This window comes from Paenibacillus sp. FSL H8-0259, from assembly GCF_037963255.1.
Classification (GTDB): Bacteria; Bacillota; Bacilli; order Paenibacillales; family Paenibacillaceae; genus Paenibacillus_AQ; species Paenibacillus_AQ phytohabitans.
The window spans coordinates 2,307,523-2,325,114 of sequence record NZ_CP150147.1 but is presented as its reverse complement, the minus strand read 5'-3'; the positions used below and the strand labels follow the sequence as shown (position 1 = coordinate 2,325,114).

At 50.1% G+C, this 17,592-nt stretch carries 14 protein-coding genes; 2 read left to right on the top strand and 12 right to left on the bottom strand.

Features of this window, described 5'->3' with window-relative positions; translation table 11 throughout:
* Positions 1-5 precede the first annotated feature (5 nt).
* The 9 genes from NSU01_RS09845 to NSU01_RS09805 all read right to left on the bottom strand — a co-directional run bounded on the left by NSU01_RS09845 (position 6) and on the right by NSU01_RS09805 (position 9,827).
* Positions 6-1,688, bottom strand: a complete 1,683-nt coding sequence (locus NSU01_RS09845) for a trypsin-like peptidase domain-containing protein (protein ID WP_076242659.1) — start codon at positions 1,686-1,688, stop codon at positions 6-8.
* A 469-nt stretch (positions 1,689-2,157) separates the two neighbouring features.
* Positions 2,158-2,811, bottom strand: a complete 654-nt coding sequence (locus NSU01_RS09840; RefSeq protein WP_039303350.1) for a response regulator transcription factor — start codon at positions 2,809-2,811, stop codon at positions 2,158-2,160.
* Positions 2,808-3,878 (bottom strand): sensor histidine kinase, encoded by a 1,071-nt coding sequence (locus tag NSU01_RS09835; RefSeq protein WP_039303347.1) that lies wholly within the window; start codon positions 3,876-3,878, stop codon positions 2,808-2,810. The genes NSU01_RS09840 and NSU01_RS09835 overlap by 4 nt, the downstream gene beginning before the upstream one ends.
* Positions 3,879-4,964, bottom strand: coding sequence for a cell wall-active antibiotics response protein LiaF (gene liaF, locus NSU01_RS09830; RefSeq protein ID WP_076242658.1), 1,086 nt, complete (start codon positions 4,962-4,964; stop codon positions 3,879-3,881).
* Positions 4,965-5,207: 243 nt separating this feature from the next.
* Entirely contained in the window at positions 5,208-5,351 is a 144-nt protein-coding gene (locus tag NSU01_RS09825; RefSeq protein WP_156118574.1) for a hypothetical protein, read from the bottom strand.
* A gap of 167 nt (positions 5,352-5,518) precedes the next feature.
* A complete protein-coding gene (locus NSU01_RS09820; RefSeq protein ID WP_305954181.1) occupies positions 5,519-6,280 on the bottom strand; it encodes a 3D domain-containing protein in 762 nt (253 codons plus the stop codon).
* Positions 6,281-6,420: 140 nt separating this feature from the next.
* Positions 6,421-8,358 (bottom strand): threonine--tRNA ligase, encoded by a 1,938-nt coding sequence (gene thrS, locus NSU01_RS09815; RefSeq protein WP_042135157.1) that lies wholly within the window; start codon positions 8,356-8,358, stop codon positions 6,421-6,423.
* A gap of 440 nt (positions 8,359-8,798) precedes the next feature.
* Positions 8,799-8,972: a toxin-antitoxin system HicB family antitoxin gene (locus tag NSU01_RS09810; RefSeq protein ID WP_039303331.1), complete on the bottom strand. Its 174-nt coding sequence runs from the start codon at positions 8,970-8,972 to the stop codon at positions 8,799-8,801.
* Positions 8,973-8,984: 12 nt separating this feature from the next.
* Complete coding sequence (locus NSU01_RS09805; protein ID WP_076242656.1) at positions 8,985-9,827, bottom strand: SPFH domain-containing protein; 843 nt, start codon at positions 9,825-9,827, stop codon at positions 8,985-8,987.
* A gap of 185 nt (positions 9,828-10,012) precedes the next feature.
* On the opposite strand from NSU01_RS09805, the gene NSU01_RS09800 reads away from it, so the two are divergent.
* Positions 10,013-10,195, top strand: coding sequence for a hypothetical protein (locus NSU01_RS09800; protein WP_042211579.1), 183 nt, complete (start codon positions 10,013-10,015; stop codon positions 10,193-10,195).
* A gap of 111 nt (positions 10,196-10,306) precedes the next feature.
* On the opposite strand, the gene NSU01_RS09795 is transcribed toward NSU01_RS09800, so the two are convergent.
* On the bottom strand, positions 10,307-14,728 hold the full coding sequence (locus NSU01_RS09795; RefSeq protein WP_076242655.1) for a bifunctional 2',3'-cyclic-nucleotide 2'-phosphodiesterase/3'-nucleotidase: 4,422 nt from the start codon (positions 14,726-14,728) through the stop codon (positions 10,307-10,309).
* A 161-nt stretch (positions 14,729-14,889) separates the two neighbouring features.
* Here NSU01_RS09795 and NSU01_RS09790 point away from each other — a divergent pair, with 161 nt between their 5' ends.
* The gene (locus NSU01_RS09790; RefSeq protein ID WP_081969898.1) at positions 14,890-15,216 is read left to right on the top strand and encodes a hypothetical protein; all 327 of its coding nucleotides are present in this window, start codon (positions 14,890-14,892) and stop codon (positions 15,214-15,216) included.
* Positions 15,217-15,568: 352 nt separating this feature from the next.
* Here the strand turns inward: NSU01_RS09790 and NSU01_RS09785 are convergent, their stop codons facing one another.
* Both NSU01_RS09785 and mqnC read right to left on the bottom strand, forming a co-directional pair.
* Positions 15,569-16,168, bottom strand: coding sequence for a hypothetical protein (locus NSU01_RS09785; protein WP_042135146.1), 600 nt, complete (start codon positions 16,166-16,168; stop codon positions 15,569-15,571).
* 228 nt (positions 16,169-16,396) lie between these two features.
* Complete coding sequence (gene mqnC, locus NSU01_RS09780; RefSeq protein ID WP_042135145.1) at positions 16,397-17,533, bottom strand: cyclic dehypoxanthinyl futalosine synthase; 1,137 nt, start codon at positions 17,531-17,533, stop codon at positions 16,397-16,399.
* Between the last annotated feature and the right edge of the window lie 59 nt (positions 17,534-17,592).

The following is a 17,592-nucleotide window of genomic DNA, read 5'->3' as shown; positions in this document are numbered from 1 at the left end:
TGTGTTTATTGCTTCTGAGTTTGAGTCGTATCAAAATCATTTTTGTTGCCGATTGTTACCGGAAGATCCAGCTTCTTACCGTCACGAACCACATTCAGTGTCACCTGATCGCCAACTTTGAGCGTCTGGATGTAAGTAATCAGATCCTGGCTGGTGGCATAGTTCGTACCGTTCACACCTGTGATGATATCGTAAGGGCGGAGATCGGCGGTATACGCTGGAGATTTGAAGACAATCTCGGCGACTACGGAGCCTTCTTTAAGGTCAGTGCCCATTTGCTTAGCGACTTCATCGGTAATGGTCATCAGCGAAGCGCCGATGAATGGTACCGGTTCTTTCGGAATTTCCTGATTGGCTTCCAGTTTCTCTACAACTTCTTTAATGGTATTGACCGCGATAGCAAAACCGATACCCTGGGAGTCTGTGCTAACCGCCACATTCATCCCGATGACCTGACCGTTCATGTTAAGCAGCGGCCCGCCCGAGTTCCCGGGATTAATCGAAGCATCCGTCTGCAGCAGGTTCTTGTAATTGCGTGTGCCGCTTCCGTCTTCTTCATTAATATCAATGCTGCGGCCCTTAGCACTCAGTACACCTGCTGTAACGGTGTGATCAAAGCCCTGCGGGTTACCAATCGCTACGACTTCTGAACCTACCTTAATGCTGTAGGAATCACCGAGCGCCACTGTAGGGAAGTCCGTTCCTTCAATTTTGAGCACTGCCAAGTCCAGATCTTTGCTGGAGCCGAGCAATTTCGCTTCATAAGGTTTGGTATTGCCGTCAACCGTAACCTGAATGACATCTGCATTATCCACCACATGCTGGTTGGTCAGAATATAACCGTCTGAATTATAAATGAAGCCTGTGCCGATTCCATAAGGAGTAAGCTGGGATGAATCCGAATTGTTTGATTCCGGCTGGGATTCTGAATTGGAGCCGGAAGATCCGCTGCCGCCGAACTGATCACCGAAGAAGAACTGGGAGAACGGATCGCTCATATTCGGATTACTGCTGCTTCTGCTGCTTGATTTAACCAGCGTCTCAATTTTGACAACTGCCGGTCCCACCCCATCCACTACGCTGGATACATCACCCGATCCGGTAACCAGTGCTGCTGTGGAAGTGGAAGGCGTAATGGTAGCACTTCCGTTCGCTGTCTTAGCTGCTGTATTCGTAACGGCTGCTGTAACTGCCTGATCGCCTGTGAACCAGTTGCCCCGGTCCGCCATGAACATCGAACCCGATAATACAATCATTCCGGCAAGAAAAGAGATAAGTACCGCCTTGACCGGCTTCTTCGGCTTACGGTTATACTGCCAGCCATTACTTCCCTCAGGAGGGTTACCGCCGCGTCCGCCATTTCCGTCATATCCGGTTGTGCGGAGCGAAGTGCTGTATGGTAAAGGCTTGACCGGCTGCGGAGGTGAAATCTCTACACGTTCCGGCTCCCGGCGGTTGTAATGCTGCGGATCTTCACCATTCATCTCATCATTGTTCAAGGATTTGAACGGCCCATAGGAATAGTAGTATGAAGATCCTGCTTCGGTTGATGAGTTACTGTTACTGTTGTTACTGCCATTGTTGTTAAAGTTACTGCTATCATTACTGTCCCATTCCCGCTGCGGTCCCGGTTCATTATCACGATTAAAGTTGTTCTCACGATTGTAGTTGTTTTTGTTATCGTCCATGTTTTCTTTCCTCCCGCGCCTTGCCGCATCCGGCAAAGTGTTATTTGTTTTCTTGTTCTTATTTTGTACTTTAAACCTTAAGGTCACATTAAAAACAATTTAAGCGGAGATAAAAGATATGAACAATTAAAAGAGAATATGAGGGAGAACCGCAGGAAATCCGGTTGTTGAGGCCGTTGAGGCAATTGGTGAACGTAGAGGACAAATAAATACCCCGGCGCTATAGCGCCGGGGTATTGCAGGTTACCGCTTCACGCATACGTACAATAGGCATGAATGTTGTACATATTGCAACTTTGCTCCTAGATAACAGGGGTGTTAGGGAGAATTGTTGTACGAAATACAAGAATTGCCCCGTTTAGCCGCTCGAAAGAGGTGGAATGCTGCCTTTCGTACAACAATTTTCGATTATAGATGATATATAGAGGAAAATGTTGTATTTTGAGCAGGATTCACTGAACTGAAGGAGCTAACTCTGCGCCCAGCCCTTACGGTGGGCGTAGATAGCCAGCTGGGTGCGGTCATCCAGCTCACACTTCATCAGCAGGTTGCTGACATGCGTCTTCACCGTCTTGATGCTGATATGCAGCTCCTCGCCGATATCTTTATTGGTTTTGCCCTCAGCGATCAGCAGCAGCACTTCCTTCTCCCGCTCGGTCAAGCCGGAAGAGTCGCCCTGTACGGTACGCTGGCGGATGCCCCGGGTCAGTGCCTGCGAGACATCGCCGGTCATCACCGGCATGCCGCGGTACGCGCCTTGCAGCGCGTAGATCAGCTCTTCTGCCGAGACGGTTTTGAGCACATAGCTGACTGCCCCCGCCTCGATCGCGTCTACAACAAGATCATCCTCCAGGAAGCTGGTGAGGATGACAATTTTGAGACCCGGGAATTCGGCCAGCACTGCGCGCGTTGTCTCCGCCCCGTTCATGACCGGCATCATCAAATCCATCAGCACCAGATCCGGCAGGGCCTCATGCCCCAGTTCACGCAGCATGCCAAGCGCCTTATGCCCGTTCTCTGCCTCACCTATAACTTCAAACATCGGATCAAGCATCAGATAGGTTTTGAGACCCATCCGCACCATATCATGATCATCCACCAGCAGCACTTTAATGAGACTCATTCTGTACTCCCCCTATCAGGCTCAGATTCGGCATCAACCGGCTCCGGGATGCCCTGCACAAACTTTGGTATATGTACGCGGATCGTAGTTCCCGCCCCCTTGCGGCTGATAATCTCTACCTGGCCGCCGAGCTTCTCGGCACGCTCGCGCATGGTGGTAAGTCCATAGGAGCCCTGTTTATGCTGCACCTGCTCGAAGCCCTGACCGTCATCGCTGATGCTCAGCACAACCTGGCGCGGCACCTCGCGCAGTGACAGGCTGACTACCCGTGCTCCGGCATGCTTCACGATGTTCGCCATCGACTCCTGAATAATCAGGAACAGCTGATGTTCAATCGCCTCGGACAGCTCACCCTGCAGTTCAAGCTCCTTTACTCCCTTGAGCCCGTTCTGGCGACAGTAATCCGGGAACCATTTCTCCAGCGCCTCGAACAGATTGCGCCCCTCCAGCTCCACCGGACGCAGCTGCGCGATCAATGCCCTCATTTGCTTCTGCGCCATCTGGGACATGCTGATCAGCTGGTCCATGACCGTCTGCCCATGCTCTGCGCTCCGTTCAAGCACTTTAGGCAGCGAAGAAGCGGACATGTGAATCGCAAAAAGCTGCTGGCTCACCGTATCATGCAGATCCCGGGCCATACGCCTCCGCTCTTCCAGTACCGCGCTCTCCGCCGCCTTTTCCTTCTCGATGACTTCCTGTTCACCCAGCTGTTGCAGAAGTTTCATCTTCTTCTCCACAGTATCCATCATGATATTGAATTCGTGATATACCCGGGCAAAAGACTGGTCTTCGCTCTCCGGCATCCGTACGGACAGATTGCCTTTGGCTACCTGCAGCATATTCAGGTCCAGATGGTCGATCCGCCGCTGAATCCGCTGTCCGGCAATATAGCCGATAGTCACGGTGAAGAGCACAATGCCCAGACACAGGTACAGCCACATGCTGGTATCCACCACCCGGATATAGCCCAGGCATGTCCCGGCATACATCAGTCCGGCAGTTACTCCGCCGCTAAGCAGGAAATACACCAGCAGCATCCACTTGGTATTGCTGAAGATCGTCCCCATTTAGCCCACCGTTTTGACTTTAATGTCACCGATGAAGCAGCTGACGTTAATACGGACTTTTTTACCTGCTTCCTTATAATAAGGCGTCTTGCACTGTACATTGCTCATGAACCCGCTGCGCGATTGCTCAAGCACCTGCATATCACCAATGAACGAGCTGCCGATAACCGATACACCAAGATTCATATCATCCGGAATATAAACCTTAATATCACCGACAAAAGCGGAAATGTTGATCTTGGTCTCACCGTAAGGAATTTGCGCATTGGTCAGATCCAGCACTGTATCCCCGATAAACTGCGAAATATTGGTTTGCTTTAGCTGGAAATGCTCACGTCCCATATGGACATCTCCGATAAAAGCCGAGCGGTTCGTCGTTTCTTTGTCCTGCCCGGAATCCTGAAACTCCTCATGCCATTCGCCGTGGCGGCGGGCATGGCGTTCCTGGCGCTCCTGGCGTCTGCGTTCATGGCGTTCCTGCTTCTCCTGCCACCGGGCATCCGCAGAAGAGGAGGGTACTCCCTGTTCTCCGTCTTCATCCTCAGTGTCTTTGTGCAGATAATCATTCCAGTCCCGCCCGCCGGCACCGGCAGATTTGCCGAACTTCTGCTCAAACTGCTCATCGAGCGTCGATTCCAGCGGTGCGGGAGGCTTCGTATCCAGCGGGCTTTTGCCCGGTCCGGGCGGATAGAAATTCGGTGGTACAGGCGGTGCAGGAGGAACTGGCGGCGTTGTACCCCGCGGCTTGAAAATAACAGCTAAACCGCCGCCGATCAGCATAACCGGGATCAGCATTTTGAAGAAATCGCCTGCCGAGAAGTCAAACCATTCTAAATTCCGTCCCAGGAAAAACACGCCGATGGCCAGAAAGAAAAATCCGCCAAGTGTTGCAGAGAATCTCGAATGCTCATCGTCCGGGGACAAAAAGCGTTTAACCCCTAATATAATCAGAATAACCGGCCAATACGTAGATATCAGTGAACCCAGGCTGAAATCAGTGTAGCCCATCTGTCTTAGCAGGAACAGGCCTCCGAGACCGATAAGGATCAGTCCGCCGAGAACCTGGCTGGTGAACCGTCGTTTCATATGTCATTCCCCCCAGTAGTTAGTGTAACTCTTGCTTCTTCACGCTTATAGTCCTAGTCTACAGGAAGAAAGCTGCGGGGAACAGCGGCGTGAGAAGGAAACAGGCCTCAGTCTCCAGACCGAGACGGCTGGAATATTCCGTTAATTGTATGATGCCCATAAAAAAGCTGCCCTTCCAGCCCATAATCCGGACTTGAGAGGACAGCCTTGACGCTTCAAATGCTCATACCGGCAACCCCAGCATTACTGCTGCGGTTTTTGTACCGGTTTGGAGAACGTGTTGCTCTTAGTAGTTGCACCGTCGTTCTCAACGGCAAACTCAGCATTGTATTTTTCATTCGGTGTTTTGTAGTTCTCTTGTACCTTTGGTTTCTTGGAATTAGCCACGGAAATCACCTCCCTTTTCCTTCAGTACAGCCCGTCAGAGCTGACGAAAAAGATTATATCGGAAGAGGCAAGTCGCTTTGCCCCAGTCGATATTATGGGAAATGTGACGCCGTATTATGCATGCTTACGTGAAAAATAATTCAAACTCAGTGAGGCCGGTCCGGCCCTTAAATAACCTCTTCCAGCAAATATTGCGGCACTGCATTATAGGTCTGGATTGCATGTCCAAGGCTTTTCAGCATACTCTCCGTGCATTTTCCGTTGCCTCGTTTGATGAGCTGGACAACAACGGTCTTCTTGCCCCATTCCTTATACACCTGCTTGGTGGTGCTGAAATACAGGTCAATCTTCCGCCCTTTAATCGCCGAACCGGTGTCGGCCACAATAGCATATCCGTAACCCGGTATATATAAAATACTTCCCAAAGGCAGAACTTTCGGGTCTGCAGCAATGGTGGATACGGCATTCTTGTCCCGGCGTACCTTGACACCCGAATACGTAATTCCGTACTGCGGATGCTTCGCGGTCTTGCCTGTGGATTCGTATCCGGCCGTATAGCCGGTCGCTGTTACTTTCATTGAAGTGATGATCTGCTCCGGCGCAGGTGCAGCTACCGGTACCGAATCCGGCTGCTTGGCGGCTGCCTTCGCCTTCGGCTTACTTTCCGGCACCTGTGCTGGCTTAGGAGCCTGGACGGTAACCGGCTGTCTTAACCGCGAAGAGCCTCCCAGACGGGATGCCGAACCTGCTTCTTGACGCTGAACCTGAGAATTCGTGGTGACTGCACTCAGTTGTCCTGCAGTGTCTTCCGTCCCTCTTGCCTGTGCCGATTTGCGCGAATCATCCGGGTAGATCCCGGCTGCTGTCAGCAGAAGCACGATGGTGACGAAAAGACACCAAAACCTCTGGTATAAGCCCATTTTGTTCATTAGTTAAACCTCCCCATATAGCGAAGGTTTCCCGTTTCACAAAATTTTATACCTGAAACCGGATAATAGCGGTCCCATGCGGCTTATAACAGAGGTTATTTATTGGTAATTATACGTACTATTAACAGCTTGTGTATGCTTTAGATTACGCGTCCCGCAATTTCCTGTCCAAGCGAATCGATGACTTCCTGCAGCGGTTTGGCGCCGATGTCGCCTTCTCCGCGTTTGCGGATCGATACGCTGCCGGCATTCATTTCATTCTCGCCTACCACGAACATATATGGAAGTTTCTCCAGCTGTGCTTCACGGATTTTGTAACCCATTTTCTCATTGCGCAAGTCGACTTCGGCGCGGATGCCGCTGCGCAGCAGCTTGGCAGCCACTTCCTTCGCATATTCATCAAAGGCCGAGGATACCGGAATAATCTTCACCTGCTGCGGCGACAGCCACAGCGGCAGTGATCCGGCAAAGTTCTCCAGCAGGAACGCTACGAAACGTTCCATTGTTCCTAGAATCCCGCGGTGCAGGACAACCGGACGGTGCTTCTGTCCGTCATCACCGACATATTCCAGCTCAAAGCGTTCAGGCAGCAGGAAGTCGATCTGTACAGTCGACAGTGTTTCTTCCTTGCCCAATACTGTTTTGATCTGAACATCCAGCTTCGGACCATAGAAGGCAGCTTCGCCTTCGGCTTCGTAGAACGGCAGGCCGGCTTCTTCGACAACCTCTCGCAGCATGCGCTGTGCAGTCTCCCACATTTCATCATTGGCATAATACTTCTCTGTATCCTTAGGATCCCGGTAAGAGAGGCGGAAGCGGTAATCTTCAATCCCAAAGTCGCTGTATACCTGCTTGATCAGCTCCAGCACGCGGATGAACTCGCCTTTGATCTGGTCCAGACGGCAGAAGATATGGGAATCATTCAGTGTCATCGAACGGACACGGTGCAGGCCTGTCAGGGCTCCCGACATTTCATAACGGTGCTGGATACCCAGCTCGGCAATACGGATCGGCAGATCGCGGTAGCTGTGCATCGAGCTCTTATAGATCATCATGTGATGCGGGCAGTTCATTGGACGGAGCACGAACTCCTCATTATCGATCGTCATCTTAGGGAACATGTCTTCCTGGTAGTGTTCCCAGTGTCCAGAAGTCTTGTACAGCTCTACATTACCCAGTACAGGAGTGTAGACATGCTGGTAACCAAGGCTGGCTTCCAGATCTACAATATAACGCTCCAGAATGCTGCGCAGCTTGGCGCCCTTAGGCAGCCAGATCGGCAGGCCTTGTCCAACCAGCTGGTTGAAGGTGAAGATTTCCAGTTCCTTGCCCAGTTTACGGTGATCGCGTTTCTTCGCTTCCTCCAGCAGGCGCAGATGCTCGTCAAGCTGAGCCTTCTTGATCCAGGCTGTTCCGTATACGCGCTGCAGCATCTTGTTCTTGCTGTCTCCGCGCCAGTAGGCACCGGCTACGTTCATCAGCTTGAACACTTTGATCTTCGCAGTGGACGGCAAATGCGGACCACGGCAGAGGTCGAAGAATTCGCCCTGTTCATAGATTGTAATCACACTGTCTTCCGGCAGCGCCTGGATCAGCTCCAGCTTGTAAGGATCAGCCAGCTCGCCGAATCTGTCCAGTGCTTCCTGGCGGCTCACCTCGTGGCGGACAATCGGCAGGTTCTCTGAAACGATACGCTCCATTTCCTTCTCAATCTTCAGCAGATCCTCCGGATTAAGCGGATGCTCCAGATCCATATCATAATAGAAGCCGTCTTCAATGACCGGACCTACTCCGAGCTTAACTTCCATAGTCCCGAACAGGCGTCTTACCGCCTGGGCCATAAGGTGAGCTGTACTGTGACGCATCACTTCCAGGCCTTCCGGGGAATCCAGGGTAACGATCTCTACAAGATCGCCTTCCTGCAGCTGAGTGGACAGATCCACGACGATTCCGTTGATTTTACCTGCTGCGGCATTCTTGCGCAGTCCGCTGCTGATCGAGGCTGCTACATCATCAATGCTGCTGCCATCCGCATATTCCCGGACCGAACCGTCCGGAAGCTTGATATTTACTGACATTTTTCTTCCTCCTAAAAGTTAGCTTCTGCACACAAAAAACACCCGTCCCGCAAAGGGACGAGTGATTGCACCCGTGGTTCCACCCAAATTCGATGCCATTATGCAAAAGCTGCTGCAGAGCAGCGGCATTGCAGAATAGAATCCTTCGTCAGCATGGAGATAACGGCCATGAACCGGCGGTTCTTACTATCCTGCGTAATGATGTCCGTAAACGGACATCCCAGGAATTCATAACCGCAGCTACAAAGGGGTAAATCAAAAGCCGGTACCGGAGGAAATTGCAGCCTGGGGTTTCCTCTCTCTGAAGCGGTCCTGAACATCGATTCATATCTTTGTCGAAGCTGATAACGTGAATTACGGTAATTATAAATCTCAGCTTATCTTCCGTCAAGTGGAACCGGCATGTCATACAAGTCTGAAGCGCCGCCGCCCAAGGCTGTTCATTCTTCTTCCCGGCGTTTCTTACCCGGCAAGCGGCCTGCGCGCTTCAAAGACTCACGCAGCAAGTATTCGATATGTCCGTTTACGCTGCGAAATTCTTCTCCCGCCCAACGTTCCAGCGCTTCGTGCAGTTCGGGATCGATCCGCAGCGGAAAGCTTTTTTTGGCCGCCATAATATTACCGCCTTAGTACAACGAGCCGGCGTTAATGACCGGGCTCGCTCCGCGCTCCGACACAATCGCCACCATCAGATTGTTGATCATCGCCGCTTTGCGTTCTTCGTCCAGTTCAACTACACCGCTCTCTTTGAGTTGGCGGATCGCCAGATCCACCATGCCGACAGCACCTTCCACGATGATCTGGCGTGCAGACAGAATGGCCGAAGCCTGCTGGCGCTGCAGCATCGTACTGGCAATCTCTGTGGAGTAGGCCAGATGGGTCAGGCGGGCTTCGATCACTTCTACGCCGGATAAGGACAGACGCTCCTGCAGCTCCACCGCCAGTTCTTTGGCAATCTCATCGGCATTGGCCCGCAGGGACATGCCAGTCTCATTGAAGTTATCGTAGGGGTATTTGCTTGCCACATGACGCAGCGCCGTTTCACTCTGGATTTCCACGAACGCCATATACTTATCTACATCAAACAGCGCTTTGGCCGAATTAATGACCTTGAATACAATCACCGCAGCAATCTCAATCGGATTACCTTCCACATCATTGACCTTCAGCTTCACGCTGTTGAAGTTGCGGACCCGCAGTGATACGGTCTTGCGGATGCTGAACGGAATGACAGCGAACAACCCGCTGGTTGCAATCGTACCGACATATTGGCCAAAGAAGGTCACGACCACTGACTTGTTCGGCTGAACGACGGTAATACTCGTACATAGAATACCGGCTGCAACAAACAGGATGACAGTCAATGCCACGTATTCCTGAACGGCACCGTAAATCCCGCCCCCGATACAAATGGCAATTAGAGCCACAACCCAGAATCCGCTGACAGGATGCAATGTTTTCTCTTTCATAAAGATGCCTCCATTAGATATGTATTTGATATAATTATGATATCACTTTTGGATACAACTGTAAACTACTATTGTAAAAAAATCACTGCCTCTTTGCCGTTTTTCTTTTATAATTTGTCTGACATTACGGATGTTACGAAGCATCAGGATAGACCCATTCATAACTAACAAAGGAAGTGTAACTCATGAGTGTTAAGGATCAAGTACTGGAAATCATTAAAGCTTCACCGGCTCCTGTAACGGCTGGAGAAGTCGAAAAGCTCTCGGGACTGGAACGCAAAGCGGTCGACAAGGCCTTCACCGAGCTCAAAAAAGAAAATGCGATTGTCTCCCCCATCCGCTGCAAATGGGAAGCTGCAGTGAAATAACGGGACGTATTATGGTCTGGGCTGGACAAGCCTGAGCATCCTCGTAAACGGAAAGGCCCGCGCACAATGTGCACGGGCCTTTTGCCTGATTCAATGGTATTCATATAGAAATCAGGAAGCTTTGTTCTCCAGCATCCGGTAGATAATGACCGCCGCCTGGGCGCGGTTCGCGATACTCTTCGGCGCAAATTTCTGCGCGTCTACACCGTTGACGATCCCCAGCTGGGTCAGCTGTGCCACAGGCTGCTGTGCGTAAGCCGCAATCTTGGCCTTGTCGGAAAATTTATTCAGAGCAGCAGGATCAACCGGCTGCAGCTGATCCTTGAGGGCATTAGCAATCATAATCGCCATTTCCTCACGGGTGATCTCGCGGCCCGGTTCAAATTTACCGTTGCCTGAACCTCTCACCAAACCGGCGTTTACGGCAGCAGCGATCGTATCTGTATACCAGACACCTTGTTTCACATCGCTGAAAGTAGTTGTTGCTGCAGTATTGCTCAAGTTAAGCGAACGAACGAGCATAGTTACGAATTCAGCACGGGTTACACTCTTCACGGGTGCGAAGTTCGTGCCGTCGATGCCTTTTACAATACCTTTAGCCGCCAGGGCATTAATAGCTTCCGCTGCCCACGCGACCTTAACCAAATCCTTGAATGCAGTAACAGGAACGGCCGGGCTCTGCGTTGGAGCTGTAGTTGCAGCCGGAGCCGGAGTAGCTGATGCGGCTGGACTAGGAGAAGCTGATGGTGAAGCAGTCGGTTTAGGTGTCGCCGTTGCTACAGGCCCTGTGCCAGTACCAGGATTAGTACCCGGGTTAGTGCCTGGATCTGTTTCTGGAGCAGCTTTGTTGGTAATCCGTCCTTCAATTGCAGCAGTAATAGCTCCGCCATTGAATTTCTTCACAATATAATCATAGAATACATCCAGATCGATTGGTCCGGCCAGCGATTTACTTGCCTGGGTCAATACCTTATAGTTGTCTCCGCCTGCAGCCATGAAGTTATTGACGACAGCTGTGTAGCTCTTGGACATTTCAATCGGTGTTCCATCACTTTTGGTCAGGTTAGCCACACGGCTGGCAACCGGCAGATACATATTGGCCGTATATTTCAGGCCGGAAATTTGCAGTGTCTTGATGTCTGCTGTTCCATCAGCCTTAACTGCCCATTGCTGCTGCAGCAAGGTTTTGATCTGTTCACCGGTAAGCGTCAGCTTCACCAGCGTATTGCCGAAGGGCTGGATTTTGGCCAGATCACCGAAGAGAACATTCCCCTTAGGAAGATCGGCACGGATACCGCCCGGATTCATAAATGCAAAGTCAGCAGGACCAGCAGCACCGTCTTTGAAATCAGCCTGACGCATAGCATCCGCAATCAGGTTGCCTAGGGGAGCTTCCTTCAGATATACATCTGTACGGGTAACTGTGCCATCTGTAGTCCCTACAGGCTTAGCCAGCTCAGGATGCAGAGCCAGATAATGATCAACCAGTGCTTTGGTTTCAGCATCCGGCGTCACATTCTCCTGGAAGGTAGTAATTACTTCAGCAGATTTGCTCTTAACCTCTCCGGTCTCCGGATCGATAGCCAGGCGGATGTCTTCATAGGCAGTACCGTAAGAGTAGGCCTGAACAACCAGTTTGCCGTTCACCATATCATTAGCGTAGGCATGATTGTCACCAGCCACAATAACATCGACCGGAGAATTAGCCGGGAGTGCATTCGCCAAATCTACAGCCTCACCTGTGGATACATTTTTCTTCGTTGCAGCATCAACCTTCGTGGTTGCCGGATCATGTGCAAGCACGACGATCGTGTTGACCCCTTTACCTTTGAGCTCTGCAGCATACTTTTCGATGGCAGCTACTTCTTCCTCAGCACTCAGGAATTTCACACCCGCTGTACCGGCAGGGGATACCTTACTTGGTGTTGCCTTGGTTACTACGCCGATAAACCCGATTTTTACACCGCCGATTTCTTTAATCGTGTAAGACTTGATCAGCGGCTCTCCAGTCTTCATGTCAATCGCATTGGCATTAATGTAATCGAAATTCACAGGTGCATGGACAATGCTCGGGTTAACCGGGTCCGCACCGCCGAAAATTTGTGCCTTCAACGCTTCAACACCCTGGTCGAATTCATGATTACCCAAGGTTCCCACATCGAACTTCATCATGTTCATCCATTCCAGGGTCGGCTTATCACGCTCCATGGAAGATACCGGAGCCGAAGCACCGACGGAGTCCCCGTTGTGGACTAGCAGGGTGTTATCGTATTTGGCACGGGCATTCTTCAGGTAGGTTGCCAGAATCGCCGCAGTTCCTACAGGCTTGCTCTCCGTACCCACAGTTACAAAAGATGTCGTATCCAATTGTCCGTGAAGGTCATTGATGCCGAGCAGATGGACTTTGACGCTTCCGCTCAGGTCGAGATTGTAAATCTCGTCACCCCGGAGATTCTGGGTTCCGGTGTCGGTAATATTATCATGTTTAGGAAGTGCATTCTTAGCCTTAGGTGAAGAAGTAAAGGTAACCTTAACATCGCCTTTGACCGGAGCGATCGACCAGTTATTATCGGCCGGCTGGTTAACGTTTCCTGCTTCCTTGATGTAATCCATCAGAATCTGACGATTCTCTTCCAGGGTATCCAGCACCATCGTAAGACCGGCAGCACCGGTTTTGACACCCGGGAAATTCCCGCCGCCGCTTGCCCGGTAATTGTTAGTCACTACGATGAAGTCCTGATTCATATCCAGCGGCTTGTCATCGTAGGTAATGGAGGTAACCCGCTCAGAAGTGAGGTCATTCACCGTGCCGTCAGGCTTGTATCTTGCATTTTTGGTGACATCAATCGTGTATTTAATCCCGTCGATAACATCGAAATTAAATACGGAGAATGCGGAGTTCAGCAGCGGCTGCTCCGTAGTCACTGCTGGGTCAATACGGTTATAGGCACCCGCGCTCATTTCAACCCATTCTTTCACAGTCTCACCCTTGACCTTAATGGCCTTGAGCGTGTTGTCATAGAGATACAGGTCGCTTGCGCTGCGGATCGTCAGATCTCCCGCTTCGATTTCTGTATACTCATCCGGGTTATTGCGTCCGGCCTTGAAGGGTGCGCCAACGCTCAGGATGGGCATTCCCTGGTAAGCTGCCAGGTAAGGATCACTGTTGATCAGCTTCTCGACATAGTTTTTCTGGGCATAGGTTACGATCTGAACCGTCGGATCATCCTGCACCATAGCGAAAAAGCTGTTCATCGGTACATCCGTACGTCCGAGGGGTTGATTGACATAAGCAATCGTAGCCTGGTGATTAGCGGCAACCACTGCATCCAGTTCAGCATCCGGCTCTACGTTAGCAATATTAACTTTGTTCTCCGTTCTGTAGATCGAACGGGTGGAGGAAACCGAAGCGCCCTTGTCCACCATAAAGTGTCCGCTCCGCTGTGGGTCCGGAACGATTGCCAGGTCGATGAGACCCAAATTGGCGCCGCCGAATCCCGCCTGAACGGCTGGAACATTGTTGATCTGGCCTTTGACATTATCGATGCCGGGCAGCACTGCTTTGCCAGTAGAATCCTTGAAGGATGCGTCCAGCGCTTCCACAGTCGCAGCCGGGAATACCTTATGGGTATGCGAGAACGTAATGGCATCAATCCCCGGCACGAGACTTAGTGATTTGATGTCATTTTCAGATTTGGTTCCGGGTACTGCATTGTTATCATATCCGGTATGCGCCATCGCAACGATAATATCCGCACCGTCTTCCTTCATCTGAGGAATGAATTTAGCAGCCGTTTCGGCGATGTCCTTAGTAATGACTTTACCATCGAGGTTGACCTTGTCCCAATCCATAATCTGCGGAGTAACGAGACCAATCAGGCCCACCTTAACATGTTGTGTAGCTCCGTTGCTGTCGGTAACTGCCTTGTCGATTATTTTATAAGGAGTGAAATAGTTCGGGTTATTGGAATCATCCTCGTCCCCGTCTACGGCATACACATTCGCATTAATAAAAGGAATATCTGTATACTCATATGTGGCTGAAGTCGCAGATGTAATGCTCTCCAGATAAGGAAGCCCATAATTGAATTCGTGGTTGCCGAGTGTCGCAGCATCATAGTTCATGGTATTCAAAGCTGCAATCATCGGATTGATCTGTGTAGTCCTGCCGTCTGCATCAACCTGCTTCGAAGCGTACGTACCCAGCGGTGTACCCTGAATCAAATCTCCGTTGTCGAGCAAAAGGTTATTAACACCCTTCTCCTCGGCTCTGGCCTGCTTCACCAGCGTAGCCGTCCGGTCCAGTCCAACCGTCAGAGACGGTTGGTTCTTAAAGTAATCCCAGCCCATCACATTGGTATGCACATCTGTAGTACTCATCAGCCGCAGGTTGATTGCGCCTGACGCAGGTTCAGCTGCTGCCTTCCCGGCTCCCAGTACTGAACCGGCAACGACTCCGCCCAGCACCTGCGCTGTAATCACAGCGGTAGCCAATATTGAAGCAATAGGCTTATTCCAACGTTTTTGTACCATAGAATCTTATACCCTCCCAGTTAATCTCTTTAAATTGACCGTCAAAGCGTAACATATCAACTTATTCCTATCTATCAAACTGGGTTAACTAGAATTGCGAATTGTGTAAAATGTAAAAAAGGATATGTTGCATTCATATTTTTATAAGGAGAGGGTTGACTATGGACGAGGGAAAGAACACACATGAAGAATTATTCTGGATCAAAGACGAGAACCGGAGCACAAACCGGAAAGATATCCGCTGGTTTGAGGAAATGCTCACCTTTGATACTTTACGGGAAGCGGAAGAATGGGTTATGAGTGATGCCTATAATAAAATTGGCGGAGACCAGTTTGACGGCTATTGGACTGGTGATCCTAAGCTGGCGTTTGCGCTGGTCTATAACCTGACACGCCTGAAGACTCTGGGCCACGCTTCTTTTAATGATATCTATGCTGATGAAGAGAACCGGGAAGGTCAAACTATATTTAAGGTCTGGGTGAGTTGATGGGGGCTGGTGCTACTACCGGAAAAGCTGAGCGAAGGCTCGCACGTGGCTCAATGAGCATAATGTATGCGAAATTTCGAACACAATTGGCTTCCACGTAGCTAAATGAGCCTGATGTATGCGAAAAACCGAATACAATGGGCTCTCACGTAGCTCAATGAGCATAATGTATGCGAAATTTCGAACACAATTGACTTCCACGGCTCAATGAGCATAATGTATTCGAAATTTCGAATACAATTGGCTCGCGTAGCTGATGCTAGCGGTGCCGGTGGAATAGATGGAAAAAAGACATTGATAAACAGCCCTCTTACACATCTAATATGTGCTGAAGGGCTATCTTTCGCTTTTACTAAATCTCAAATACTATCTCGTCGCCTGTCTCGCTCTTCTTGAAAGGGTTGATGTATTGTGTGAACCTCAATTGCAATCCTGAAGCATCGTCAGGTAATGGCGGGGAGACAACGTATTTATAGGCAGCATGATCAGATCTGCTCCCCCCACTAATCATCCGGGAGTCATATTGTTCGCTAATGTATAGCTCATAGTGGCTATGTTGATGAGATTTGGATTCAATCTCCGGCTCATTGTCCCAATCTATACTAAGTGTTAGTACACTTGCATTTGTGTATTGCCGTATAGAAGTTAGAGTATAGAACCGCTCCCCTATCACGACTGACTTCAGGATTGCAATGTGTTGTCTAAATCCCGCTGGTTCAATTAATGGTTTATATTGTTTTTCATTCATCATACTTCCAAATAACGACTTTAAGAAATCCTCATAGAGTCCATAAGTCTCTGACCATTTAGAAATATACTCAAACGGAGGATAACCTGGATTATTACCAGAGATTTCCTTCCTTCGCTTTATCAAAGAACAAATTTCTTTATCGATATCGGTAATTCCTTCATCATAGTGATCTGTTGGGCGTTCAAATGATATCCGTTTCATCTTCAGCCTCCCATGAGCTTATTTAAGTGATTTCACATTCAAATATTAACATATAATTGATTGTATGGATAATCGAACCTTTTCCAGACGACAAAGAACGCATATTCAATTGAACAAATGTTGTAGTTAAAATAATAAAAATAAACGGGTAAAAACTACATAAAGTGTAGTTTTTACCCGTTTTCTCACCTTAGTAGGGTAACAACACATCAGGTGTTGTTCTACCCTCTAGTTTTGCATGATGAAGTCATTGTCAATCTTAGCATTGGCGTCCTCGAACGTCCGCAGGATGTCATAACGCGTGTTGCGCTGCGCCGGAATCTTGCCTGCTTCGCGGATCAGCTGGGTAATGGACTCGATGTTGACCTTGTAGGTTGCGCCCGCCGAGGAAACTACGTTCTCCTCGATCATCGTACTGCCGAAGTCATTACAGCCGTATTGCAGGGAAAGCTTACCGACCTCAGGGCCCATCGTGACCCAGGAGGACTGGAAGTTCTTGATATTATCCAACACCAGACGGCTGATTGCCACGGTCTTGAGGTATTCTTCCGGTGTCTGCCGGTCCAGCTTGAGGTTCGTATTATCCGGCTGGAAGGTCCAGGAGATGAAGGCCAGGAATCCTTCGGAGTCATATTTGTTCGCTATGCACTCGTCCTGGGCTTCACGGACACGCAGCAGATGCAGCGCCCGCTCTTCCATACTCTCACCCAGACCGATCACCATCGTGGCTGTCGTGTTCATGCCGATCCGGTGCGCGGTCTGCATGACATCCATCCACTCCCGCCAGGAGCCTTTGAGCCGGCTGATCTTGCGGCGCGTGCGGTCATCGAGAATCTCCGCTCCCCCGCCGGGCAGGGAATCCAGGCCTGCGGCATGAATCTCACGCATGACCTGCTCCAGCGGCAGTCCGGAGACCTCGACCATCTTCATGATCTCTGCCGGTGAGAAGGAATGCATGGTGATCTCCGGGAACCGCTGCTTAATTCCGCGCAGGATGTCCGTGTAATAGCTGAACGGCAGATTCGGGTTCGTTCCGCCCTGCATCAGAATTTCAGTCCCGTTCACGCTGATCGTCTCGGCAATCTTCTGATAGATAGTTTCATCGGGAAGCACATAACCTTCCTCCGAACCCGGTCTGCGGTAGAAGGCGCAGAAGCGGCAATAGACATCACATACATTGGTGTAGTTAATATTACGGCCGATTACAAATGTAGCCAGCGGGTCCGGGTGCCAGCGCTTCATAATAATATCCGCAGCCGCGCCCATTTTCTCAATTTCATTGCTTTCGAACAGCGTGATTGTGTCTTCTAATTGAAGACGTTCACCTTTAAGTGTCTTATCCAGAATAAGATCAATTGCACTCAACGTTCGCAGCCTCCTCTTAATCCTATGAAGTATAGTAGATGAATTTAATTTAAAAAATA